A 25,100-nucleotide genomic window follows, 5' to 3' on the forward strand; every position below is an offset into this window, starting at 1 on the left:
GGAACAACATCTTAGAGCAGGCTTTTTTCATGATCCAGTAATTATATCGCAGCATGCAACTCCAATTACAACAGGTTTTACCTGTTTATTTCGATGAAGACCATCGCACCCAGTCCGAAGTGTGGCGCCGTAACCTCACCTTCGAAAAAGGCGAATACATAAAGATCGTCGCTCCCTCGGGCAGCGGCAAAACCTCGCTCATGCATTTTTTGTATGGGATGCGCAATGAGTACAATGGCAACATCGTATACAATTCCGCCAACCTCAGGAACTATACACCCGAAGATTTTGCCGGTTACCGTAAAGATCATGTGAGCATTGTCTTCCAGGACCTGCGTCTGTTTCCCGAGCAAACCGTGCAGGAGAATATTGAGCTGAAACGGCAGCTGAACCCTTTTCACCCCGCTGAAAAGATCAGGGAAATGGCCGAACGGTTGGGCATCGGCAACAAACTGGCTTCCAAAAGCCGCATTTGTTCCTATGGCGAACAACAACGCGTAGCCATCATTCGTTCGCTGATGCAGCCTTTCGATTTCCTGTTGCTCGATGAACCATTCAGTCACCTGGATGATAAGAATTCACAGAACGCTATGCAATTGATGCTCGAAGAAGCCAAATTGCGCAATGCGGCCATCATCTTTGCCGACCTTGAACGCATCGACTGGTTCCCGTACACCCGAATTTTTCATTTGTAATCATTACCCGTGGCAGTATCATTTAAACCCATTCGCTCCTTATTGCAAACAGGCACCAACACCAGCTCCCGCTGGTTCTCTTACATTGGCTTAGGCATTGGTGTATTGCTGTTGTTGTGCTCCATTCAAATGTACATCAACATACAGCAGTTGTTAGGCGGTGAAAGCCAGCGCAAGGATGGTTCTGATTTTATTTCCATCTCCAAAACCATTACCAATGAAACCATGGGGCTGCTGGAAAAGAACCTGTTCAATGCCAACGATATTAAAGACATCGAAACAAAACCTTTTATTGAAGGCGTATCGCCCCTTACCGCCAACCGCTTCCGGGTACAATTAAGCGCCGGGGATATTATTCCCTTCAGTACCGATATGTTCCTGGAATCGTTGGACAATAACTTTATCGATACCGTTCCACCCAACTTCGCCTGGCAGGAAGGACAGAATTATATTCCCATCGTTTTCTCGTCCGACTTCCTGGAAATATACAACGTGTTTGCACCCGGTTATGGATTACCGCAGTTATCAGCCGAAACAGCTTCGCAGGTAGTAGTATTCATTACCTGTTATGGCCAAAATGGCGAGAAACAAACTTTCCGTGGCTCTATTGTAGCGTTGAGCGACCGCGTTAATTCCATCATTGTGCCCAAGAACTTCCTCGACTGGGCCAATAACAAATTCGGTAATACCACCGATGTAAAGGCATCCCGTTTGTATATTAAAACCAAAGACGCCAACAACCCTGATTTTTTAAATTACCTGCAACAAAAGAATTATAAGGTAAACAAGGATAAAACAAAATTCGGCCGCGTTAAGCAGGTGCTGCAGGGCATCTTTAGCGGACTCGGTATTTTTGGTTTGCTGGTGGTTATCCTGGCGCTGATGTTGTTCTCATTTTACCTGCAGTTGATGATTGCCCGCAGCAAAGACAATCTGCAATTATTGTTGATGATGGGCTACTCCCCTAACTGGCTCAGTAAAAATGTATCAAAACAGTTTATTCCCGTATACGTACTGGTAGTATTGGTTGCCCTGGCGCTCACAGAGGGCATGCAATGGGCCTTTCATCATTTCGCCATGTTCGACCGGCCCGAGCTGTCGTCCCTGTTGCACTGGGCTGTAATGGGCACGGCTGTATTCTTAATCGGACTTTCGCTGTTAACCAATTACCGCATGGTGAAGAAGTTATTATATAAGCTGGTATAGATCTTAATAGCCGTATTTAGTTTTAAATGCGGCTAATTCTTTTTCATCCAGCCGCTTCAACAGGTATGTTTGATTACCATCCCGGTCTGTTTCAATAAAAGGAACTTTTTTATAATAGAATTCCTGTAACACCTGGCATAAAATAAACGTATGCTTTTCACTGTTTAAATAATACCGGCAACCGGTTTCTTTGCCATCCGCGGTAAAAGTCAGGTAATTCAGCGTGCCATCTGATGTTTGGTAGATCCTGCTCTTCCCTTCGGAATATCGTAACCCCGCATAGGAATGAATAACAAACTTCAGGTCTTTTATTTTTTCAATGTCATACACCACGCCTTCAAGTTCAATAGAGGTGCTATTTATTACCAGCTTGTTTTCCTTTGAAAGAACATAAGCCTGGGTATTACCCTTCTTGATAACAAACAAAATAATACCGGCTGCCACCCCAAGAATAAACAGCACAGTAGCTGTTTTAACAAATCCAATAACGCCCGTTATCAGGGCGGCGATTATTAAAACCAGCACAATCGTATTGCCCGACACTACTGTTTTGTCGGTATTTCTCTTAATGATATATGTGGTAAATTCCATTAGCCTATTTGTTTTAAATGATGCTCCAGGTGTTCCACATAATCGATTGCAATCCATTCAAGGGTCTTTGACTCGCCGGATGGTATAATAACGGTATAAGGCAGTTTTTCTTCGGATATGGTGCTGATAATATTAAATACCTGTTTATTCAGGATACTCCATAATTGAAGCAGATGGTCTAATGGTAACTGTTGGTAACGGTTAATCACCACCAGGTCGTCCTGCTGATATCTTAAAACCGTATATGGTTGGGGAAAACACTGAATATCGGTAAAACGCTTGAGGTTATTGATGGCTGAATCAATTAAATGGCCCAGGATCTCCTGCTTCGACCATTTACCCGGGGCGGGTTTGTTCAATAATATTTCAGGGGAGAATTGTTGGAATTGTTGGGGAACTTCCAGTAGATGTTTTTCCAGTTGTAATATAGCAGTTTGCAGGTTCATGGTAGATTGATTGAACCTGCAAACTATAAAATTTATTACGAAGTCGCTAATTACTCTCTTTCACAATCCTGTTTCCACTTACCCTGTATTTCTCAGGAGTGTCTTTGTAAGCGCTTATCACATCATCTATAAAGGTTATGGACTTGTACTCAAAAGGCAACACAATATTGTCCTTATTATAGATAGTTACAATACCATATTTGTTATTCTTACGGGCAATAACCAGCTCCTTATTTACGTATTGCATTTCCTCATAATCAAAAGGCAATACTTCCCGGCCATATAGATCTATAACGCCATACTTTCCCCTTTTAATGGCAATAATATTATCAATATATGAATCATGTAGTTCTGAAAGGAAAGTACCTTTTTCAAAACCGATCAGGGAATCATATATAAAATCGATGCGTGGCTTTCCTTCAAAATTAACCACACCTATTTTACCATTTTTCTTACCTATCAGGGCACTATGTCTGTAACTACGTTCATACGTAAAAGGCTTCAGGTATTCGTATTCAAAGGGAATAATGATCCTGGCTGTAAGATCGGCAATGCCCACCTTTTTGTCTTTTTTCAACTTAAAGTAATAGCCGTTTTCATTGATTTCTTCATATTCAAATGGAAGTGCAACAAGCCCCCTTTTTGTCAATAAGCCTGTTTTATTATTTTTTGTAGCTATCAAAAAGTCAGTATTTGTCTTGCTGATCATATTGTATTGAAGGGGCAGCACTAACTTCCCAGCCTCGTCAATTATTCCATACTTACCGCTTTTGCCTGCTATAAATGATAACTCAAAATACATACTGGGAATTTCGGCCAGTACATCATATTCCAGCGGAATAATTTTCTTTTCTGTCAGGTCTATCAGTCCCTTTTTTCCATTCAATGTCACTATAACAATTTTCAGGTATCTGACATCCAGTTCTGAGTACCAATTTGAAAATACCTTTTCACCGTTCAGCTTAAGTATTGTGCTCATTGTTCCTTTCTTCACCAGCACCAGGTCGGGATTCAGAACATTCATTCTGTCATAGATCATCGGGATCGCCATTTTGCGCGTTACAAAGTCCATTACTCCAAACTTACCATTCTTGGCTACCTGAATAAGCGTGGCAGATTTACCCGGCTTTGAGAAATATTCATATTCCAAAGGAAATACTATTTCATTTGAAAGATTGATCACGCCACTCCGGCCTTCATTTTGAACAAAATAATATAGTTTACCTTCAATGGTTTGAGGGTAGATATGATCATACCTGCAGGGAATAACAAATTGCCCTTTGATATTGATAATACCCCACTTCCCTTTTAACTTTACGAATGCCAGGGTGTCTTTAAGGACCAGGCCTTCAAGCCGCTCGAAAATAAACTCCGTTATCTTCTTTTTGGAAGAATATTCCAACACTGCATATAGTTTGTCGGATCCGGAACCCTTTTCAGCAATAATGATATTCTTTTCCGGAAATTCCCTGGTAGGAGTATACTGTTCTCCATCTGCAGTTACAAACACGTTTGAGGCTGGGGCAATCACAGCTTTTCCTTCTTCCTGTGCTTTTACCAATAAGGTGCTTAGTATACCAAAAACGAGTAAACATTTTCGCATAGGGTGAATTTATCGAACAACAAAAATATAAATTCAATTTGCGTATGCAAGTGATCGTGTGTTAATTAAATGTAGAAACTACCGGTTACCAGCATCATTTTATGAAATACCCGCGTACACCAGCGTAATGGCCCAGATGCATAAGGGCCGTTCAGATGATGTACACGGGTATTATATAGCTACTATCTAAACACCTTCATAAACAACGGCAGCACCCTGCCCTACGCCCACACACATGGTAGCCAGGCCATATTTACTGCCACGCTTTTTCATTTCATGCAATAAGGTGGCGGAGATGCGTACCCCACTGCAACCTAACGGATGCCCAATGGCAATAGAGCCGCCGTTCACATTTACTTTGGCGGGGTCCAGTTTCAGGTCGTGCATACAGGCCAGCGATTGGGCAGCAAAAGCCTCGTTCAGTTCAATCAGATCGAGGTCATTCACCGTAAGACCAGCCCGCTGTAAGGCTTTTTGAGTGGCCGGTACAGGGCCAATGCCCATAATGGCGGGGTCAACACCGGCTACGGCCATCGACACAATACGGGCTAAAGGTTGCAGGTTGTATTTTTGTACCGCTTCTTCACTGGCGAGTAACATAGCAGCAGCGCCATCATTGATGCCCGATGAATTACCAGCGGTAACCGTTCCATCTTTTATAAAAGCAGCACGCAGACCGGCTAGTTTTTCCAGGGAAGTAGAACGTGGTGGTTCATCCTTTTCCAGGAAGATCTTTTCATCCTTTCCACCAAAGATCTCCACACCGCTGATCTCGTTTTTCCATTTGCCTTTTTCCAGGGCGGCAAAGTATTTCTCCTGGCTTTGCAGGGCAAATTCATCCTGGGCTTGCCGACCTATTTTCCATTGTTTGGCCACATTTTCAGCAGTTTCGCCCATGGAGTACGGGTAATATTTATCGGTAAGCTTTTTATTGGGAAAACGCCAGCCAATGGTTGAGTCTACCATTTCGGGGGTACGGTTCCAGGCACCGGAAGATTTCAACTGAACAAAGGGGGCGCGGGTCATACTTTCCACCCCACCGGCGATCAGCAATTCACCATCACCACACATTATAGCCCGGGCCGCATCCTGAATAGCCTGTAAACCTGAGGCACATAAGCGGTTAACGGTGTTCCCGGGAACTGTCACGGGTAAACCAGCCAGCAGGGCCGCCATGCGGGCCACATTCCGGTTATCTTCCCCGGCCTGGTTGGCATCGCCGGCAATCACATCTTCAATAGCATTTACATCGATGGAGGCATTGCGTTGCAATAATGACCTGATCACATGGGCCAGCAGATCGTCGGGGCGTATGGTACTTAATGCGCCACCATATTTTCCAATAGGTGTTCTAACCGCATCTATTACATATACTTTCTTCATATAGTTTTTTGTTTGAGCGTCCGCAAAGTAATTGTAAAGAATTCAATTGTTAAGTAAAAGATTACTCATTAAAACAGCTGGAAAACATTAATAACCATATTTTCGCCCCCATTTTATGAAAAATCCTAAAACAGTGCATCTTACATCAAATCACTCCGTTATGAAACAGACCATGTATTTAATTGTTGCAGCACTTTTCTTTTCGTGCCAACAGCAGAAGCAGATAACTGCCGAAACCCCTTCCATTAAGGGCAACTGGCAGGGTGAAATTAAAAATGATTTTCACCCACGCAGCAGGTTCATCAGCTTCGAAGATTCTATTTGCACCAATAGCCAGCCCTGGGGCAACGACTTAAAGTATACGATCAGCCACGATACTATCTTTATTCAAAGCGCACCACAGGATAAATACCAGCAAAAATACCAATACACGATCCTGAAGCTTACCAACGACTCACTGGTATTGTTTGCAGACTCTACGGACGGTATTCCCGCAGATACGATTGCCCTGGCAAAGGTTGTTAAGAAAAATACCCTGAAGCCATCTGCTATCTATTTCGCCAGCGGCGCCTGCTTTGGCACATGCCCTACTATGTATTTCGAAATAGATTCAGCCCGCAACTTCACCTTCTTTGGCGACCGCTTTACCGAACCTAAAGGCGGTGTACGGGGTAAAGTAAGCGCAACTGAATATGAATCAATTCTGAACCAGATCAATCAATTGCCGGTTGATTCCCTGAAAGAATTTTACCGCGCCGGTTATACCGATGCCCAAACCAAGGGAATAGCCATTGAAGCAGATGGCAAGCTCATTAAAAGCACCGTATATGGATCTGAACAGGAGCCGGTTGAATTGACCATGTTGCTGAACAAACTGATGCATGTTTACGAGCATGTGTCTTTAACACCCGACACTACCGTAAACCTGGATTATTTTTCAAAGCATCCAGCAGCAAAACCAACCACTACGCTCACTACCTTCCCCGAGCCTAAAAACTAAGGTTTTGCTAAAAACAAGCCGTATCAGCGTGTAAAACGCATTGACATACATGATACTACCTATCAACGACCGGGCCGGTTACCAAATCCGACCCGGTCGTTGTATCTTTGCGGCATGTTAAAAACGGCGAATAAGAATATCAGGCAGTTGAGCCTCAGTGAGCTGGAACAATATTTCGAAACCCTGGGCGAGAAGAAATTCCGCGCCAAACAGGTGTATGAATGGCTTTGGCTTAAACAGGCGCATTCTTTTGAGGCTATGACCAACCTCAGCAAGGAATTGCGCACCAAACTAGCTGAAAACTTCTCTTTGCCGGCTATAAAAGTAGATGCTACCCAATATTCTGCCGACGGCACTATTAAATCGCGTTTCCGCACTACAGACGGTCACCTGGTTGAAGGTGTGCTGATTCCTACAGACGAGCGTAAAACGGCTTGTGTGTCGTCACAGATAGGTTGTTCGCTCAGTTGCAAGTTCTGCGCAACCGGTTATATGGACCGCAAACGCAACCTGGAATTTGATGAGATCTATGATGAAGTGGTGCTCATTAATCAGCAAAGCGAACGTGTATATAATAAAAAGCTGAGCAATATCGTGTTCATGGGCATGGGTGAACCCCTGCTCAATTATAAGAACGTACTGCATGCCATCGAGCGCATTACTTCTCCCGAAGGACTGGGCATGAGCCCCCGCCGCATCACCGTTTCCACTGCCGGTGTGGCCAAAATGATCAAACAGCTGGGCGATGATGAGGTGCGGTTCAAACTGGCACTTTCATTACACGCCGCCAACGATACCAAACGCAACGAGATCATGCCCATCAATGAAACCAATAACCTCAGGGCATTGATCGAGGCACTGAATTACTTCTACAAGAAAACCGGTAACGAGATCACTTTCGAATACATCCTCTTCAAAGACTTTAACGATAGTATTCAGGATGCCGATGAACTGATCAAGATCTACCGGCAGGTGCCTGCAGACCTCGTAAATATCATTGAATACAATCCCATCGATGCCGCCCGTTTTGAAAAGCCCGAAGAAGATACGGTTAATCAATTTATGAACTACCTCGAACGCAACCGGGTAAACGCCCGCCTGCGTCGCAGCCGCGGTAAAGACATCGATGCCGCCTGTGGACAATTAGCGAATAAGGATCAGTTATAAATATTGAAATAAATGATTTTAAAAGCCGGGTTTGGAGCCCGGCTTTTGCTTTTCTATGTAGCTTTCGTTGCGCGTGTCCCGCCCGCCGGCGGATCGCACGCTTGCACCATCTGTTCGCTATTCGAGTCATTCACCGTTTAAAGCATACTGATAATCAATACAATTCACGATTCGCAAATTGCGAATTGAAAATTACAGTATATTTACACCATGAGACAGCATAATGGAATGCGCCCTCAGGATGTGGTGGTTCTGTTGAAAATAGTAGCAAAAAATGGTCAGCCCTGGCAAAACAAGGACCTGGCGTCGGAGTTATTTATCAGTGCGGGTGAAGTTTCTGAATCATTAAACCGGAGCAGTGTTGCAGGGTTAATTGATCGGGAGAAAAAGAAGAAAGTGCATCGCCAGTCACTCATGGAATTTCTGGAACATGGGCTCCATTATGTCTTTCCAGCATCTCCCGAAGCTATGGTTAATGGAATTTATACCGCCCACTCCCATCCTTTTATGCAAGCTCATTTTCAAAGTGAATTTAATTATGTATGGCCCGATCCCAAAGGAGAATTTCGGGGATTGAGCATAGAACCTTTATACAAGAATCAGGTAAGTGCCGTTAAGCTTGACCCTACTTTATACCTGATGTTAGCCCTGATTGATGTCATTCGTGTAGGAAGAGTACGCGAATGGAAGGTAGCTCTTGAAGAACTAAAACGATTACTTTTATGAGCCATAAAGCCAATATTACCCGAATTAAAGCGGTTAGTAATTCCCTCGGACATCTAAAGGATAAAGTTGTTTTCGTTGGTGGAGCCACTGTTAGTTTATATGCAGACCGTGCAGCCACAGAAGCCCGCCCGACAGATGACGTAGACATTGTGGTAGAGATCGCTTCAAAATGGGACTTTGCAGACCTGGAAGAACAACTGCGAAAGATCGGATTTCAAAACGACGTTACCAGTAATTATATAGGTCGTTATACCTTAACAGGTATTGTAATCGATGTAATGCCCACTGACAGTTCAATATTGGGATTTTCAAACACCTGGTATGAGAGTGGATTTAAAACAGCAATAGATTATACGATCGATGATCACCATACAGTAAAAATATTTTCAGCTCCTTATTTCATGGCTTCGAAGCTGGAAGCCTTTAAAAACAGAGGAAATAACGATGGCAGAACCAGCACTGACTTTGAAGACATAGTTTATGTTTTGGAAAACAGACGTACAATATGGGATGAGATGAAAGCGGCAGACGAAAACGTTCGGTCATATCTGATCACGAAATTCAAAACATTACATGCAAATCCTTACATAGAAGAATGGTTAGATGCTCACGCAAGCTTTTATTCGAACCCAAGTCCCTCATTCATTTTAGAAGACCTGAAAAACTTCATTTCTTAAGCCCCTTTCTTCCCCCTCCCTGTTAACACCTTAACAACTCCCCCCGCTCATCCTAAAATCCCTCCATCTACGAAGATATTCTTACCCCCATTAAACCTGCTGGCCTGGTAGCCGTCTATGTTACTGTGCCCCCAAAACCGGCATTTAATAAACAGTAAAATCAGCAATTATGAAAAGAGTATTTATAGGAATGGCGCTGGCCGCTTTTGTAGCTACTACCGCTTGTGCACAGGACCAGTCTTTAAGCAATGATCGTCCCAAAATGCACCACCACCGCGGTGATGCCCTGGCACAACTGAACCTCACCGACGATCAAAAGAACGAAATGAAAGTGATCAATGATGACTTCAAACAACAAATGACCGATCTTAAAAAGAGTGAGGATAAGATAACCGTTACCGAATGGAAAAGCAAAATGGCCACCATTCGTAAAGACCACCATGCAAAAGTGGATAAAGTTCTGACCGATGAGCAAAAGGCCAGCCTGAAAAAAATGCATAAAGACCACGGCAAAGGATTCCGCCAGGATAAGCACAACCGCATGGACAGAATGAAAAAAGAGCTGAACCTCACCGATGAACAAACAGCCGCCATTCAAAAGAACTTCGACGAAGGCATGCAAAAAATGAAAGCGACTCATGACGATAAAACGCTGACCGACGATCAGAAAAAAGCCCTTTTCAAAACGTATCATTATCAACAGGAGGAAGGTTTGAAAAAGATCCTTACCCCCGACCAATGGAATAAATTCCAGGAACTTAAGAAAAATCACAGGCACGGAAAACCTGTTCAATCATAAAGGTTCCAGACTTAATGAGAGCTCTTCTTCCGACCAGTCGGGAGGAGAGTTTTTTATTTTGTACCTTTGCCGCTCATTACTGTTGAAAAACAGCAAACTACTACACAATGGCACAAGGTTTTAAAAAATTTATGGGTAATGGCGACAGCGGCGCCAAAAAGAAAGAACGCATCCGTCAGGAAAAGAAAAAGGTCCGCCAGGAAACAAAAGAATACTTCGAAAAGAAAAAGCAGGAAGCCCGGGAAGCCAGGTCTAAGGGCCAGGCCGGTGGTTATCAGGCCGATAGAGGAAGACAGGAACATTCAGAGAAGAAAGCGGACTTCAAGGCACAAGGCGCAAGAGGCAAGACGCAAGGCGGAAAATCAGGCAACTTTAAATCTAAAGACGAAAGCAATACAGGCTACAAAAAAGCCGCAGGCTATACCGGGAAAAAAGCATCTACCTCCCCCTCTAATGGAGGGGGGCGCGAGGCCTTCAAACCCAAAACCGAAGGTAGAACACCTGAAGCATTAGGGTTCAAACCCAAAGCTGGAGGAAAAGCCACAAAAACAGTGTCGAGGTCGCATTCCTCCCCCTCCACCGGAGGGGGCCGGGGGGAGGCCTCAGGCAATAAACCTGTGCTGGTAAAAGGTAAAGCTCAAAAAACAGAGGCCCAACCAGAAACCGATAGCCAGCAGGCGCCAAAGGGCTCCATGCCCCTCAACAAGTTCATCGCCCACTCCGGCATTTGTTCACGCCGCGATGCTGTGGACCTGGTGAAAGCTGGCAAAGTAATTGTGAATGGCGCTAAAATAGTAGAGCCCGGTCATAAAGTAAGCGACAAAGACGATATTAAAGTGAATGGTAAAAAGCTGTTCATCCGCAGGAACCTCGTTTACATTCTGCTTAACAAACCCAAAGATTTCATCACCACTACCGAAGATCCGCAAGGCAGAAAAACGGTAATGGATATCTTAAAAAACGCTACCGAAGAACGCGTATACCCCATTGGCCGGTTAGACAGAAACACCACTGGTGTACTGTTACTCACCAACGACGGTGAGCTGGCGCAAAAATTATCGCACCCCAGCTACGAAATAAAAAAGATCTACGAAGTAAAGCTCGATAAGCCCCTCGTAAAAAAAGACTTTGAAACCATCCTGGGCGGTATTACACTCGAAGACGGCTTTGTTTCCCCTGACTCAATGGCTTATGCCGATTCAAAAGATAAAAGCGTTATCGGTATCGAGATCCACAGCGGCCGCAACCGCATCGTTCGCCGTATATTCGAACACATGGGCTACGATGTGCGCAACCTCGACCGCGTAATGTATGCCAACCTTACCAAGAAAAATGTAGACAGAGGCAAATGGCGCTTCTTAACCGAAAAAGAAGTACGCCTGCTGAAATACCTGAACGCCTCTTATACAAAAAACAAAAACGCTACACGTGGTTAAAGCATCATTGGAGATCATTGCAGAGAACGATCATTTTATAGTTATCAATAAACCGCCGGGGCTGTTAAGTATTCCCGATCGCGAAGGAAAAGAGATTTCCCTCAAGGAAATATTGCAACAGAAGTACGACCAGATCTTCACCGTTCACCGGCTCGACCGCGAAACCAGTGGCATCATCGTATTTGCCAAAGACCCCGAAACACATAAATTCCTGTCACAGGCATTTGAGGAAAGAACGGTAGAAAAATACTACCAGGGAATTGTGGTGGGCACCTTACCCGAAAAACAAAAAACAATTGACGCTCCCATTGCAGAGAACACCGTAAAAAGAGGCGTCATGATCATTCACCAGCGAGGTAAACATGCCGTTACCGATTACGAAGTGCTGGAAGATTTTGGCAAGTTCTCACTGGTACAGTTCCGCATTCATACCGGGCGTACCCACCAGATCAGGGTGCACATGCAGTATGTGGGCCATCCCCTGGTGTGTGATGAAGTATATGGTGATGGCATCCCGGTAAAGATCTCCTCCTTTAAACGCAACTATAAGCTCAGCAAGAACGAGGAAGAAGAAAAACCTATTCTTTCAAGGATCGGTCTGCACGCCCAACGTTTACGTTTTACCGATATGGAAGGGAATGCGTATGACCTCACGGCAGAGATGCCGAAGGACATGAGAGCCTTATTACAACAATTAAGAAAGAATGCATAAGAGTTGAAAAGTTAACCAGTTAACCAGTTGACCAGTAAATATGGCCTTGTTAACTGGTTAACTCGTCAACTGATCAACTGGTCAACTATTTATAAACAATCCCATCCTTCATCACAAAAGCTACTTTCCCCATCGTTTGAATGTCTTTTATAGGATCCCCGTCTACCGCAATAATATCAGCATACTTACCTTTCTCAATACTCCCGATTTTATCACTCACCCCAATCAGATCAGCTGCTGAAACCGTGGCCGACTGAATGGCTTCCATAACCGGCATGCCCGCCTCCGTCATATACACAAATTCCATCCAGTTCTTTCCATGCGCATACACCCCGGCATCAGTCCCAAAGGCGATCTTTACACCTGCTTTGTATGCTTTGGCAAATGTATTTTGTATTTTAGGTCCTATCGCCAGGGCTTTGGGTGTTACCAGCGCCGGATAATAACCCGGTTTCTTTGCAGAGTCAGCAACGGATTTTCCGGCGGTAATGGTAGGTACAAAATAAGTTCCGTGTTCTTTCATGAGCTGCATCACTTCTTCATCCATCAGGGTACCATGCTCAATGCTGTTCACGCCGGCCCTTACGGCTCTTTTCATGGCTTCGGCACCATGGCAGTGTGCGGCCACCTTATAACCATAATCACGGGCTGTTTCCACAATGGCCTTTATCTCGTCTTCAGTGAACTGTGGGTTCTCACCGCTTTTGGCAACGCTTAAAACGCCGCCGCTGGCCGTGATCTTTATTACATCACTTCCTTCTTTATATCGCTGCCGCACAGCCTTCCGGCATTCATCCGGGCCATTGGCTACCCCTGCAGCCGGCCCCGGATCATCCATGAGGTCTTTTCTATAGCCGTTGGTAGGATCGGCATGCCCGCCCGTAGTGGCAATGGCTTTACCTGCCGTATATATGCGCGGGCCTTTGACCAATCTTTTATTGATCGCATTTCGCAGTGAAATATTCACCCCCGTGCCACCCAGATCGCGTACCGTGGTAAAGCCGGCCATCAATGTTTTTTCTGCAAAACCCACCGATAAAAAAGCATAGTCAGCCGGATTATTGGTAAATTCCTCTAAGTACCTGGTAGGACTTGTTTCATGCTCCAGGTGAACATGACAGTCTATCAGCCCCGGAAGAACGGTTTTGTTTCTCAGATCAACTACTTTATCTGTACCGGCTGGTTTGGTATAACCCGCCTGCACATCCGTAATGGTATTGCCATCGACAATAATGGTATATTCAGCGAGCACCTGTCCTTTGGTAACATCTATCAGTTTACCACAATGCAGTATGGTGCGTTGTGCAATAAGCAGTACAGGACTACAGATCAAAAGCCCAAGCAGCAGTTTTCGCATGGTAAGTGTTTTAATGAAAGTTAAGTCATTTAAATAGTTTATGGTTAATAGTTAGAAAGATTATATATCAACTGATATGTGTAACTTTAAGCATATAAATCCTGCTGGTACTATGTTCGGTTTATTTTCAAAAAAGCAGCCTGAATGTCCCATCGACAACAACACCCGGCTTTGGATGGAACAGGCCTTTGTGTGGCTGGTACAGGAGTTTGGACAAAACAACCTCCTGACAAAACCTATGCTTTTTCCAACCACCGAACATTTCCCCATCCTCTACAACGGCACCAAAGAATCATTTATACAAACCGCCCACATCATTGCCCGGCAAATGGAAATCGATCTGCAAAAGATCAATCTCGATATCTTCAATGAAAGTGTACAGGAATTAAAAAGTGACTATGGGTTCAGTATGTTCACCCAACCCGATGAAAGCAGTGAAGTGCCCTTAACGGCCGGTTTGTATTTTGGTAAAAATGAATCGGGCAAATTCGATGTGTTTATAGAAAAGAATAATTTATCAGACCCTGAAAAACTGGTGGCCACCATCGCACATGAGTTTGCCCATATAAAACTGTTAGACGAAAAGCAGGTTCCTTTTAACGATGAATCGTTAACCGATTTAACAACGGTATTGTTTGGCATTGGGATATTTAATGCCAATTGCGCATTCAGAGAGATCAAAAATTTTTCCGTTCGTGGCCATAGCACCCTGGGTTATTTAAAACAACGGGAGTGGGGTTATGCACTGGCTTTATATGCCTACTTCAGACAGGAAAACAATCCCGGCTGGATAAACCATCTTACCCCCAACATCAGGTCAGACTTCAAAAAAAGCACTGCTTTTATTTACGCCAATCCCGATAAGATCTTCAGGGAGCAATATAATCCGGGTAAACAGCCATAAAACAACAATCCCCCGAGTTCATCGGGGGATCTACTATAAACAGATATGTCTTTATCAACCTTATTTGTTCGGCTGAGGTGTATAACGCAGATAAGGTTTAACAACCTTAACACCTTTAGGGAATTTCTTGATGGCATCATCAGTAGAAATAGCCGGAACTACAATTACATCTTCGCCTTCTTTCCAGTCAGCTGGTGTAGCCACGCTGTAGTTAGAAGTCAATTGCAGTGAATCAACCACACGCAATACTTCATAGAAGTTTCTTCCTGTAGAAGCTGGATAGGTGATCATCAGTTTTACCTTTTTATCGGGTCCTATCACAAACAGCGAACGTACAGTAAATGTTTCAGAAGCATTGGGGTGGATCATATCGTATAGAGTAGCCACGTTTCTCTCTTCATCGGCGATGATGGGGAAACCAACTGTAACATTTTGTGTTTCATTGATATCTTTTACCCAACCCACGTGTTTATCAAGGGGATCAACACTAACCGCCAGTACCTTTACATTACGTTTGGCAAATTCTTCCTGCAACAAAGCAGTTTTGCCTAATTCGGTAGTACAAACAGGTGTATAATCTGCAGGGTGAGAAAACAGGATACCCCAACCATTACCAAGGAATTCATAAAAATCAATATCACCGGCAGTGGTCTTAGCCTGGAAGTTAGGAGCGATATCGCCTAATCTTAAACTCATATACTAAGTATTTTAAGGTTGATAAAATGAATACTAATGATTGTTAACACTTTAAAGGAGTACGAAGATACAAATCCCTACTCATAAAGTAGACTTATATTCTATTTTTTGTTTTTCAGGTAAAAAATACCATTTTACTGGTAGTCATAGTGGTAAAATATTGGATTATTACGGATTTATTACTTCCGGATTACTTCCCGGCGGCCTTGGTCAGGGATTTACTGCCGAACCGGTTTTTAACATCATCGATAGCCTTATAAAGCTCGGTCTTTTTTTCTACATCACTGAACAAATTTGTCTGCACTGCTTCATCAACCAGTTCACTTAGCCGCACGCCCAACAGCCTTACCGGCTGGCCTTTCCGGTACAGCTTGTGAAACAGGTCTTTAGCCTTGGGAATAAGTTCATCGTCATAAAAGGTATATACAATACTTGTTTGCCGCGAGGTGGTTTCAAAATCCGGATAGCGTATTTTCACCGCAATACAACCGGCCATTTTATTATCCTGACGAAGTTCATAAGCCACCCGTTCTGTCATGCGTACCAGCTCATTCATCAGCCGGTCGGTATCGAGGATGTTTTCTTCGAAAGTGCTTTCGGTGGAGATGGATTTTGCTTCATGGTAGGGTATCACTTCACCCTGATGAATGCCATGCGCTTTGTGCCAGAGATCGGCACCGTATTTACCAAACCGCTTCTCCAGCATTTCACCAGGGAATGCAGCCAGTTGTTCTATGGTTTCAATACCCAGGTCGCGCAATGATTGAAAGGTACTGTCACCTACCCCGGGTATTTTATTTACTTTTAAAGGTGCCAGGAATTCTTTTTCGCGCCCAAAGGCGATATGCAGGTATCCATTTGGTTTGGCCTCATCGGTAGCAATTTTGGCCACCATTTTATTAGCTGCCAGTCCAAATGAAATAGGCAAACCGGTTTTATCGATGATCTCCTGTCGCAGGTCGATGGTCCATTGATACGGGTTGAAATATTTATCCATCCCTGTTAGATCAAGATAAAATTCATCGATCGAAGCTTTTTCAAACAACGGGGCTTTGGCAGCAATGATCTCGGTAACCCAACGCGAAAAGCGGCTGTATTCACCGCGCGTGCCTTTTACCACAGTCGCGTGCGGACATAACCGCAAAGCTGTTTTCATGGGCATGGCAGAATGAATGCCGTATTTGCGGGCTTCATAACTACAGGCAGCCACTACACCCCGTTCGCGTCCGCCCACGATCAATGGCAATCCTTTTAACGAAGGATTGTTGAGGCATTCAACAGAAACGAAGAATGCATCCAGGTCAAAGTGCGCTATGATCCGCTGGGGAATGCTCATCTCTCATCAAATTTACATCATTAAATATAGCCTATCATTCCCATAGGTTAACAAATAAACCGGAAACTATAACTTTACAAAAACACTCCTTTGGAAGAAGGCCTGGAACAATTAAAAAAGCATCTGTTCACCATGCACCCGCTCAGTGCTGAAGAGTGGTGCGATTTTTCGTCCATCTGGCAGGTGCATCAGTATAAAAGAAAAACCACGTTGACGGCAGCCGGCGAAACCGAACGCTATCTGTACTTTGTGCTGGAAGGCATTCAGCGTGCCTTTTTCATCGATGCCCGGCATGAAGCTACCCTGGTTTTCACTTATCCCTATTGTTTTTCGGGCATTGCCGACTCTTTTCTTACCCAGTTGCCTTCCCGCTATTATCTGGAAACGTTGACCAGCAGCACCCTGTTGCGCACCACCCATGCCCAGCTGCAACAGCTGATGGATAAACACCGGAACATTGAAAAACTGATTGCCCGTTTTACTTCATTTGCATTGATGGGCGTGCTGGAGCGGCATGTGGAGTTATTAACGTTCAGTGCCGAAGAAAAGTTCAGGATCCTGTTCAAACGCAGTCCGCACGTATTGCAACTGATCCCTCATAAATACCTGGCCTCCTATCTTGGCATGGATGCTACCACGTTTAGTAAGTTGATGGCTACGGTTCGAATAGAATAAATGTTGGTTAGCGCCAAGATTTTTGAATAAAAGGGTTGGTAGCTTTGTGCTGTTATCAATACCAACACAGCCATGAAAATACAAGCAGCTACATTCCTGGAAACCATGCAAACCGATACCCTCCAGATTCTGGGGCGGTTAGCCCAGCTGAAACAATTACCGGCCGGTTTGCTGGTAAAACAACCCGAACCCGGCCGCTGGAGTGTGGTCCAGGTAATTGAACACCTGAACACCTATGGCCGTTTTTACCTGCCCGAGCTGCAAAAGGCCATCAATGCCCACAACGATACGGCTATCGAATATTTTACGTCCGGCTGGCTGGGCGGCTATTTTACCAATAGTATGCGGCCCAAAGCCGATGGTACCATCACCCATAAAAGTAAAACGGTAAAAAATCACAACCCGGCGCCTGTCCTCGATGGTTTGAAGGTGTTGCAGGAGTTTGACCAGCAGGAAATAACCCTGTTGCAATTGCTCGAAATGGCCCGGCAGGTGAATATAAACGCTATCCGGATCCCAATCTCTATTACGCCTTTGCTTAAATTAAAAATGGGCGATGTGTTTGGGTTCATCATTGCCCATCATCAAAGGCATTTTGTGCAAATCGAGAATACCTTGAGAGACCTTTCTTAAATAACCGGAAGGAATGATATAAAGAGGCTGTTGCAGGTTTCAGGATTCAGGTTACAGGGGAATACAAATTGTTTTTCATGCCTTGCAGCCTGCAACCTGTAACTTGTAACAGCTGTTTATTTGATATTGTCTCAACCCATCAATCTAGCTATAGATATCCAACAGCCCGTCAGGCAGCTCTACATGCACTTGTTTCTTCTTTTGATCTATCTTAAGTAGAAAGTCCTCATGCACTGGTATCAGGGCTTCCTTGCCCTTTAAATCGATCCTGCAGAGGAGCTGATGCGGTTGCTCGATGACCTCCAGGATTGGACCCAGGTCGGCTCCCTCATTGATGATATGAAACCCCAACAGCATAATGGGGGCCGATTTGGAAACATATTTTTCAAATTCCTCCTGTGGCAGCCAAACCCTTTTTTGCATCAATTTGTGTGCAGCTTCCTTGGTTTCGATGCCTTCGAACTTCAGAAATAGTTCGTCATCATTTTTTATGCGGGCGCCTTCCAGGAAATAAGGCAGCATTTCATCTTTCTTTTCTTCAATAAAAACAGACTCAAGACCTTTCAATGAAGATTTTTTCCCAAGCTGATGTTGCAACACCACTTCGCCCTTCACCCCAAAAGTGGCCACTATTTTTCCAATGCTGTTGTAGTTGGTCATAAGGTGGCAAAGGTAACTTTTCAGGTGGCAATGGGCAATGCCGGGTCCTGGATTTTTGATGAACAATACCCGGTTTAAGGATGACCTCACAAGGACTTAACAGGGACCTCACAGGGACTTCACAAGGACCTGGAAGGAATTTTATCCGGGTAAGGTCCGGGTTATGTCTGTATGGAATGCCGGGTATTCCGGACGAATATCGCATTCAGATGGTACCGTAATAGTACCGGAGAATGGTGGTCAGGTGGCCGGGATATTGCCTGGAGACCGCCTACAATCACTCTGGGGGCTACCATAGCTAAGGCAATACCCAGGCAGTCCTCAGGCAATACTTAGGCCATTAGGCTGCCATTCCGCTGGCATTTCCGGGCAAAAAAATGGGCTGCGACCTAAACAGATCGCAGCCCATTGAAATTTACTGCCCCTCTTTAGGCGGAAGGGGCCTAAAAGAAAAAAATCCCGTCAGGGATGAACCTAAACGGGATTTAACAAGTTGACAGTTAGCTATACTGCGTAGCTTATTCTCCTCTGCGCGGTCTTACCGGAGGAGCACCAGCACCGCCTCTGCGCGGCCTTCTTTCCCTTGCATTTGTTTCCTGGCGCTTTTTAACCTGGACCTCGTGCTCAGCATGCCACTTCTGGAATTTCTCCATAGCGGTAGCTTCGTCGAACAGACCCAGTTTCACACCACGCAACAAATGTTTCAGGTACAATACACCTTTATACGACAGAATTCTGCGCACAGTATCAGTAGGTTGAGCACCTTTATGAAGCCAATCTAAGGCTTTCTGGCGATCCAACTGAATTGTTGCAGGAACTGTAAGCGGGTTGTATGTACCCAACTTCTGGATAAACTTTCCATCACGCGGAGAGCGTGCATCGGCCACTACGATGAAATAAAATGGTCTTTTTTTAGACCCATGGCGTTGCAGTCTGATTTTAACTGGCATCTTAAATAGAAATTTAAATGCTTAACAAATAGGGTTACTTTCCATTATAACGATTGCAAAAATAGCAATCGAGACGATTTTTCCAAATTTAATAATTCAGTTGAAATTTTTGCCTTTTATCATGCCATCATTCTGAAGATGATACGCGTTAAATTGTTGATAAGTTAGCTGGTAAACAAGCTGATAGACCCACAATTCAACCCTAAAAAAAAATTTCTAGCGCTTCATTCCCATCCGCCCCATCGGCATCTTATTCATCATTTTCATCATCTGCTTCATTTGCTCGAACTGTTTCAAAAAGGCATTTACCTCATCGAGACCTTTACCTGATCCTTTGGCAATACGCTGCTTACGGCCCATGTTTATCAGATCGGGGTCTTCCCGTTCCTGCCTGGTCATGGAGTTGATCATGGCTTCAATGCCCTTGAAGGCATCGTCGCTGATATCGATGTCTTTGATGGCTTTACCAACACCCGGGATCATCCCTAACAGGTCTTTGATATTACCCATCTTTTTTATCTGTTCCAGTTGTTGTTTAAAGTCTTCGAAGTTGAACTGGTTCTTGCGGATCTTCTTTTCCAGTTTGCGGGCCTGTTCTTCGTCGAACTGTTGTTGCGCCTTTTCAACCAGGGTGGTAATATCACCCATACCCAATATACGCTGGGCCATACGTTCGGGGTAGAACACATCGAGCGTATCGAGCTTTTCGCCGCTGCTCACGAACTTGATGGGTTTTTGTACCGTGTATTTGATGGAAAGGGCGGCACCACCGCGGGTATCACCATCGAGCTTGGTAAGCACCACACCGGTGAAGTCAAGGCGATCATTAAACGCTTTTGCGGTGTTCACGGCGTCCTGACCGGTCATGGAGTCAACCACGAACAGGATCTCGTTGGGATTAACAGCCGATTTTACGTTGGCTACTTCGCTCATCATCGCCTCATCGATGGCCAGGCGGCCGGCAGTATCTATGATGACTACGTTTTTATTCTTACTGCGGGCTTCCTTAATGGCGTTGGTAGCTATTTGCACCGCATTTTTATTCTCTGGTTCGCTGTATACGTCGACCTGAATTTGTTCGCCCAGTACTTTTAACTGGTCGATGGCCGCCGGGCGGTAAATATCCGCTGCCACGAGCATGGGTGAAAGTCTGCCCCTGGTTTTGAGAAAATTAGCCAGTTTGGCACTGAAAGTGGTTTTACCGGAACCTTGCAGACCGGCAATCAGAATAACGGCGGGATTGCCTTTTGAATTGAATTCGCTTTCGCTGCCACCCATGAGGTCAACCAGCTCGTCTTTTACGATCTTCACCATCAACTGGCCGGGACTTACGGCAGTTAACACTTTCTCACCCAAGGCCTTATCTTTTACCCGGTCGGTAAAATCCTTGGCAATTTTATAGTTCACGTCCGCATCCACCAGGGCGCGGCGGATGTCTTTTACGGTAGCAGCAATATTCAGTTCGGTGATCCGGCCTTCTCCTTTTATCTGTTTTAAGGCCGACTCCAACCGGTCGGTAAGATTTTCAAACATAACTTCCTGTTTTCGCGTTCGTTAAGCCTAAGGGCTAAAAGCAAAAAAGTGAATATACCCTCAAGTTATATTCACTTTATGGACTGCAAATTTACAGGAAGTAAATTTTGTTGTGTAAAGTTTCTTTTGCCAGGCGCAAGTTTTTAAGGTTAAACGCCCAAATATCCCCTCAGGGCCTTTGAACGCGAATTGGTGCGCAGTTTGGTAATTGCTTTGTCTTTGATCTGGCGAACCCTTTCCCGGGTGAGATTGAATTTATCTCCGATATCTTCCAGGCTCATGGGGTGATCGACACCAATACCAAAGAAATAACAGATTACTTCTTTTTGCCGCTCGGTGAGCATTTTCATAGAGCGCTCGATTTCCTGTTTAAGCGACTCTTTGTGCTCGATGTTTGTGTTTGCGTATTCAGCATTGGGATTTACCAATACGTCTACGAGGGTATTGTCTTCCCCTTCAGACAGTGGCGTGTCCATGCTTACGTGCCGGGCAGCGATGCCCAGGGTTGCAGAAACCTCTTCGGTTTCGAGTTCGAGTAGTTCGGCCAGTTCTTCGGGCGAGGGTTCCCGTTCAAACTCCTGTTCCAGCTGCGAATACGCTTTCTGGATCTTGTTGGTTAACCCTACTTTGTTCAATGGAAGCCTTACAATGCGCGATTGTTCAGCTAATGCCTGAAGAATACTTTGGCGAATCCACCATACGGCGTAAGAAATGAATTTAAAACCACGGGTTTCATCAAAACGCTGCGCTGCTTTAATGAGACCCAAATTACCCTCATTGATGAGGTCTGGTAGTGAGAGGCCTTGGTTTTGATACTGCTTGGCTACGGATACAACGAACCTTAAATTCGCTTTCGTTAGTTTGTCAAGGGCTGCTTGATTACCTTGCTTGATCAAACCCGCTAGTTTTACTTCTTCTTCGGGACTGATCAATTCAACTTTTCCGATTTCCTGCAAGTATTTTTCAAGGCTCTGCGATTCACGATTCGTAATTGATTTCGTGATCTTGAGTTGCCGCATACTCATAGGTAGGACATTTTAAAGGGTTTTTTAGGTTAATAACGGTCAATGGTTTAAAAAAAACGAAATACCTGTCGAATTTGTTATATGAACAAGCATTTTGTTGTTAAAAAACTATCCACCTAATATACCCATTTCTCCCCATTTTCATCAAAATAATTCGTAACCAACTGGTTGTCAGATATATGAAGATTTTTTGCTTATTTATTCATTTTTAGGCACTTTTTACCCCATTTATCCAAAAAAAAATTTTGAGGGTAGCATTATTTTTCTATAATTGCACCATTGCAACTTGCAAAAAAGATCAATCAAGGGTTAGATGAGTAAGAAACACATATTTACGTTAGAGTATCCGGTAAGATGTTCTCCTTCCATTTTATACGAATTCCTAAGTACGCCTGCGGGACTGCAGGAATGGTTTGCTGATAAAGTAGACGAACGGGACAATGTTTTTAGTTTTTCCTGGAACGGTACTACCGATAAGGCAGAAGTGATGGAAAGTGAAGAAGAGAAATTTATCAGGTTTCACTGGTTGCACGCACCCAAAGATGAATATTTCGAATTCAGAATCGAGAAATCAGAAGTTACTAACCAAACCATCCTTGTGATCAAAGATTTTGCAGATAAAGGGGAGGTTAAAGACCAAAGCCAGTTGTGGGGCTACCAGGTTAAAGACCTGTTTCACCGGCTCGGTAATTAATGACCAATAGAGGTAACAATTGTTTCGTATAGATCAATTATTAATTCTTTTGACCGATTCCATTGAGGAAGTGAAATTTTGGCGGAAAGCTTGCAAAAATCATTAGCCAGCAGAATTTCTTCTACTACAGACGAATTCAACTGGCTAAGCGGCTTGTAATTGTCTTCTTCAAATTCATGGCGCCATTCGTCTCCACTAATACACAAGTAAAATCCCCTGCTTGCCAGCATTGGCAAGTTAGTAAGCAGGTTTTGCTTGAATTGCTGTTTGTATTGCCCTTTCAGGTGCAGGGTTACGCTGAAAAAATGCCCCCACCAGAACAGGGTGCGGATGGCAAATGTGTCCTGCCGGTTGAATAATCGCGGATAATCCAGCATTACCCAGGGCAATCCCCCATAATTCTCCCCTCTTGAAATTTTAGGAGAAGGAATCAGCACTTCCGACAATAAAATAGCCGGGTTTGCATTAAGGTTGTCGCGCATCGCGCTGAAGCGGGACAAGTTATGGTGGGCTATATCCCCAAACAAAGCATACACTTTTTCAATAATTGTATTCTTTGTTAAAAGCCAGTGAGCATTTTGCACCAGCGATAATTCCTCTGTTGAAAGCTGTATTTTTGCGACGTCCATTTTATAAAGATAATACCCGTGATAAAAAAACTCGACATATTGGTTTTGCGATCATTTATCGGACCTTTTATCGCAACCTTTTTCCTTACCCTGTTTGTGCTGATCCTGCAATTTTTCTGGCTGTGGATCGATGACTTTGTAGGTAAGGGTATTGATACTATTACCATGCTTCGCCTGGTGCTTTACCTGAGCGCTACCCTGGTTCCACTGGCCTTACCACTGGCCATCCTCCTTTCCTCCATCATGACTTTTGGCAACCTGGGCGAAACCTTTGAACTGGTGGCCATCAAATCGGCCGGTATCGGCCTGCTGCGCTTTATGCTGCCCTTAACCGTAGTGGCTGCTTTGCTTTCGGGCATGGCCTTCCTGTTCAACAACTACGTTATTCCGGTGGCTAACCTGCGCATGAAAACCCTGCATTATGACCTCGTAAATAAAAAACCTGCCTTCGACCTGAAAGAAGGCGTTTTCTATACTACCATTCCTGACTATGCCATCAAGGTTTCGAAAAAAGAAAAAGACTCCATTCTACACAATGTGATCATTTACGAAACCAGCACCGGCCCACAGGATAATATCGTGGCTGCTGAAAAAGGCATTATGCGGATTTCGGCCGACAAACGCTTTCTTGAATTTACCCTGTATAATGGCTGGCGCTATGAAGAACGCGGCAATCGCTATGGCAATAACACTGATTTTATACGCCTCGGCTTTAAAGAATACAAAAAAGTATTGGACCTAAGTGCGCTCACACTGAACCGTACCAACGACAGCGCCTATAAAGACCGCTATGAAATGTTGAGTACCCGGCAGCTGAGCAAGAATGTAGATTCATTGAATAAAAGCCTGGATAAATTCCAGTCGCGAGACCAACGTGAATTGCAAGGTTACCTTCTCTTCTCCAAATATATGGATACCGGCTGGGTCGATGTAAAAGCGCCGCCCATTAAAAAAGGCGCCAAAACATTTCTCGACCTGTTACCAGATAGTTCAAAAATACATGCTTCAGATGTTTCGCCCACAGGCGTAAAACAAAAGGTGCTGGATGAAACCAATGCATATGCCGGTTATGCAAAGAACGGCATCGATGGGCCATCCTACGACTATGATAGTAAAAGAAAAGAACTGCGTATGACGCTGATGACCTATCACGAAAAGATCACCATGTCGATAGCGGTACTGGTGTTGTTCCTGATAGGTGCGCCGCTGGGTTCTATTGTACGTAAAGGCGGAATTGGTACCCCGGTAGTATTTGCCGTAGTGTTCTTTGTGATCTTTTTCCTGCTGAACAACTTCGGGAAAAAGTTTGTGAAGGAAGATGTGTTGCAACCCGTAGCCGGTATGTGGCTGGCAACCGCCGTTTTGCTGCCTATTGGCATGTTCCTTATTTACAAAGCGCTTCACGATTCACAATTGTTCAATAAAGAATTTTACTATCGCGCATTCAGGGCCATTCGCAGACTGGTTAGCAAGAAAAATGCTGCAACAAAACCCGCCTACGCTAATACTTCGGTGGGCGAGGCAGTCGGCAATGAGGAATAGGAATCACAGAAAATTTAACAATTCT

Annotated in this window: 26 protein-coding genes and 1 pseudogene; 14 read left to right on the forward strand and 13 right to left on the reverse strand. The window is 44.3% G+C overall.

Annotated elements, in window-relative coordinates; translation table 11 throughout:
• Nucleotides 1–53 precede the first annotated feature (53 nt).
• Complete coding sequence (locus BMX95_RS00195) at nucleotides 54–695, forward strand: ATP-binding cassette domain-containing protein (RefSeq protein WP_081199762.1); 642 nt, start codon at nucleotides 54–56, stop codon at nucleotides 693–695.
• A 9-nt stretch (nucleotides 696–704) separates the two neighbouring features.
• A complete protein-coding gene (locus BMX95_RS00200) occupies nucleotides 705–1,901 on the forward strand; it encodes an FtsX-like permease family protein (protein ID WP_081199760.1) in 1,197 nt (398 codons plus the stop codon).
• A gap of 3 nt (nucleotides 1,902–1,904) precedes the next feature.
• Here BMX95_RS00200 and BMX95_RS00205 read toward each other — a convergent pair whose 3' ends face one another.
• From BMX95_RS00205 to BMX95_RS00220, 4 genes are all read right to left on the reverse strand, one after another.
• Nucleotides 1,905–2,492 carry a hypothetical protein gene (locus tag BMX95_RS00205; RefSeq protein ID WP_081199758.1) on the reverse strand — a complete coding sequence of 196 codons (588 nt, stop codon included), beginning with the start codon at nucleotides 2,490–2,492 and terminating at the stop codon, nucleotides 1,905–1,907.
• Complete coding sequence (locus tag BMX95_RS00210; protein ID WP_081199756.1) at nucleotides 2,492–2,938, reverse strand: DinB family protein; 447 nt, start codon at nucleotides 2,936–2,938, stop codon at nucleotides 2,492–2,494. Before BMX95_RS00210 ends, BMX95_RS00205 begins: the two co-directional genes overlap by 1 nt.
• 46 nt (nucleotides 2,939–2,984) lie before the next feature.
• Nucleotides 2,985–4,541, reverse strand: a complete 1,557-nt coding sequence (locus BMX95_RS00215) for a WG repeat-containing protein (RefSeq protein ID WP_081199754.1) — start codon at nucleotides 4,539–4,541, stop codon at nucleotides 2,985–2,987.
• 186 nt (nucleotides 4,542–4,727) lie between these two features.
• On the reverse strand, nucleotides 4,728–5,924 hold the full coding sequence (locus BMX95_RS00220) for a thiolase family protein (RefSeq protein WP_081199752.1): 1,197 nt from the start codon (nucleotides 5,922–5,924) through the stop codon (nucleotides 4,728–4,730).
• Between the two features lie 160 nt (nucleotides 5,925–6,084).
• On the opposite strand from BMX95_RS00220, the gene BMX95_RS00225 reads away from it, so the two are divergent.
• The 7 genes from BMX95_RS00225 (at nucleotide 6,085) to BMX95_RS00255 (ending at nucleotide 12,441) form a co-directional block, all read left to right on the forward strand.
• Complete coding sequence (locus BMX95_RS00225) at nucleotides 6,085–6,924, forward strand: DUF6438 domain-containing protein (protein WP_081199749.1); 840 nt, start codon at nucleotides 6,085–6,087, stop codon at nucleotides 6,922–6,924.
• Nucleotides 6,925–7,038: 114 nt separating this feature from the next.
• Nucleotides 7,039–8,091 carry a dual-specificity RNA methyltransferase RlmN gene (gene rlmN / locus BMX95_RS00230; protein ID WP_081199747.1) on the forward strand — a complete coding sequence of 351 codons (1,053 nt, stop codon included), beginning with the start codon at nucleotides 7,039–7,041 and terminating at the stop codon, nucleotides 8,089–8,091.
• 210 nt (nucleotides 8,092–8,301) lie between these two features.
• The gene (locus BMX95_RS00235) at nucleotides 8,302–8,817 is read left to right on the forward strand and encodes a hypothetical protein (protein ID WP_207631566.1); all 516 of its coding nucleotides are present in this window, start codon (nucleotides 8,302–8,304) and stop codon (nucleotides 8,815–8,817) included.
• Nucleotides 8,814–9,494, forward strand: a complete 681-nt coding sequence (locus tag BMX95_RS00240) for a nucleotidyl transferase AbiEii/AbiGii toxin family protein (RefSeq protein WP_081199745.1) — start codon at nucleotides 8,814–8,816, stop codon at nucleotides 9,492–9,494. Before BMX95_RS00235 ends, BMX95_RS00240 begins: the two co-directional genes overlap by 4 nt.
• Before the next feature lie 169 nt (nucleotides 9,495–9,663).
• A complete protein-coding gene (locus BMX95_RS00245) occupies nucleotides 9,664–10,293 on the forward strand; it encodes a Spy/CpxP family protein refolding chaperone (protein WP_081199743.1) in 630 nt (209 codons plus the stop codon).
• Between the two features lie 107 nt (nucleotides 10,294–10,400).
• Nucleotides 10,401–11,729 carry a pseudouridine synthase gene (locus BMX95_RS35380; protein ID WP_081199741.1) on the forward strand — a complete coding sequence of 443 codons (1,329 nt, stop codon included), beginning with the start codon at nucleotides 10,401–10,403 and terminating at the stop codon, nucleotides 11,727–11,729.
• Complete coding sequence (locus BMX95_RS00255; protein WP_081199739.1) at nucleotides 11,722–12,441, forward strand: RluA family pseudouridine synthase; 720 nt, start codon at nucleotides 11,722–11,724, stop codon at nucleotides 12,439–12,441. The genes BMX95_RS35380 and BMX95_RS00255 overlap by 8 nt, the downstream gene beginning before the upstream one ends.
• An 85-nt stretch (nucleotides 12,442–12,526) precedes the next feature.
• On the opposite strand, the gene BMX95_RS00260 is transcribed toward BMX95_RS00255, so the two are convergent.
• Complete coding sequence (locus BMX95_RS00260) at nucleotides 12,527–13,798, reverse strand: metal-dependent hydrolase family protein (RefSeq protein WP_081199737.1); 1,272 nt, start codon at nucleotides 13,796–13,798, stop codon at nucleotides 12,527–12,529.
• 112 nt (nucleotides 13,799–13,910) lie between these two features.
• Between BMX95_RS00260 and BMX95_RS00265 the strand changes: the two genes are divergently transcribed.
• Nucleotides 13,911–14,702, forward strand: a complete 792-nt coding sequence (locus BMX95_RS00265; RefSeq protein WP_081199941.1) for a hypothetical protein — start codon at nucleotides 13,911–13,913, stop codon at nucleotides 14,700–14,702.
• A 60-nt stretch (nucleotides 14,703–14,762) separates the two neighbouring features.
• Here the strand turns inward: BMX95_RS00265 and BMX95_RS00270 are convergent, their stop codons facing one another.
• Nucleotides 14,763–15,398 (reverse strand): peroxiredoxin, encoded by a 636-nt coding sequence (locus BMX95_RS00270; RefSeq protein ID WP_081199735.1) that lies wholly within the window; start codon nucleotides 15,396–15,398, stop codon nucleotides 14,763–14,765.
• Between the two features lie 190 nt (nucleotides 15,399–15,588).
• Nucleotides 15,589–16,734 carry a DNA polymerase IV gene (dinB, locus tag BMX95_RS00275; RefSeq protein WP_081199733.1) on the reverse strand — a complete coding sequence of 382 codons (1,146 nt, stop codon included), beginning with the start codon at nucleotides 16,732–16,734 and terminating at the stop codon, nucleotides 15,589–15,591.
• A 90-nt stretch (nucleotides 16,735–16,824) separates the two neighbouring features.
• Here dinB and BMX95_RS00280 point away from each other — a divergent pair, with 90 nt between their 5' ends.
• Entirely contained in the window at nucleotides 16,825–17,409 is a 585-nt protein-coding gene (locus BMX95_RS00280; RefSeq protein WP_081199731.1) for a Crp/Fnr family transcriptional regulator, read from the forward strand.
• A 72-nt stretch (nucleotides 17,410–17,481) separates the two neighbouring features.
• Complete coding sequence (locus BMX95_RS00285; protein WP_081199729.1) at nucleotides 17,482–18,042, forward strand: DinB family protein; 561 nt, start codon at nucleotides 17,482–17,484, stop codon at nucleotides 18,040–18,042.
• Nucleotides 18,043–18,186: 144 nt separating this feature from the next.
• On the opposite strand, the gene rimM is transcribed toward BMX95_RS00285, so the two are convergent.
• From rimM to BMX95_RS00305, 5 genes and pseudogenes are all read right to left on the reverse strand, one after another.
• Entirely contained in the window at nucleotides 18,187–18,702 is a 516-nt protein-coding gene (rimM, locus tag BMX95_RS00290; RefSeq protein ID WP_242673108.1) for a ribosome maturation factor RimM, read from the reverse strand.
• 518 nt (nucleotides 18,703–19,220) lie between these two features.
• Entirely contained in the window at nucleotides 19,221–19,445 is a 225-nt protein-coding gene (locus tag BMX95_RS35775) for a hypothetical protein (protein ID WP_394334979.1), read from the reverse strand.
• A gap of 30 nt (nucleotides 19,446–19,475) precedes the next feature.
• Nucleotides 19,476–19,652 (reverse strand): annotated as a pseudogene (gene rpsP / locus BMX95_RS35780) (30S ribosomal protein S16); the annotation flags it as partial.
• A gap of 216 nt (nucleotides 19,653–19,868) precedes the next feature.
• Nucleotides 19,869–21,185 (reverse strand): signal recognition particle protein, encoded by a 1,317-nt coding sequence (gene ffh, locus BMX95_RS00300; protein WP_081199727.1) that lies wholly within the window; start codon nucleotides 21,183–21,185, stop codon nucleotides 19,869–19,871.
• A gap of 149 nt (nucleotides 21,186–21,334) precedes the next feature.
• A complete protein-coding gene (locus BMX95_RS00305) occupies nucleotides 21,335–22,210 on the reverse strand; it encodes a sigma-70 family RNA polymerase sigma factor (protein ID WP_207631563.1) in 876 nt (291 codons plus the stop codon).
• A 313-nt stretch (nucleotides 22,211–22,523) separates the two neighbouring features.
• On the opposite strand from BMX95_RS00305, the gene BMX95_RS00310 reads away from it, so the two are divergent.
• Complete coding sequence (locus BMX95_RS00310; RefSeq protein WP_081199725.1) at nucleotides 22,524–22,904, forward strand: START-like domain-containing protein; 381 nt, start codon at nucleotides 22,524–22,526, stop codon at nucleotides 22,902–22,904.
• On the opposite strand, the gene BMX95_RS00315 is transcribed toward BMX95_RS00310, so the two are convergent.
• Nucleotides 22,901–23,533 (reverse strand): hypothetical protein, encoded by a 633-nt coding sequence (locus BMX95_RS00315; protein WP_081199723.1) that lies wholly within the window; start codon nucleotides 23,531–23,533, stop codon nucleotides 22,901–22,903. The two genes, BMX95_RS00310 and BMX95_RS00315, sit on opposite strands and share 4 nt — an antisense overlap.
• 45 nt (nucleotides 23,534–23,578) lie before the next feature.
• Between BMX95_RS00315 and BMX95_RS00320 the strand changes: the two genes are divergently transcribed.
• Complete coding sequence (locus tag BMX95_RS00320) at nucleotides 23,579–25,075, forward strand: LptF/LptG family permease (RefSeq protein ID WP_242673107.1); 1,497 nt, start codon at nucleotides 23,579–23,581, stop codon at nucleotides 25,073–25,075.
• Nucleotides 25,076–25,100: the final 25 nt, after the last annotated feature.

It is taken from the genome of Niastella yeongjuensis, from assembly GCF_900110245.1.
Lineage (GTDB): Bacteria > Bacteroidota > Bacteroidia > Chitinophagales > Chitinophagaceae > Niastella > Niastella yeongjuensis.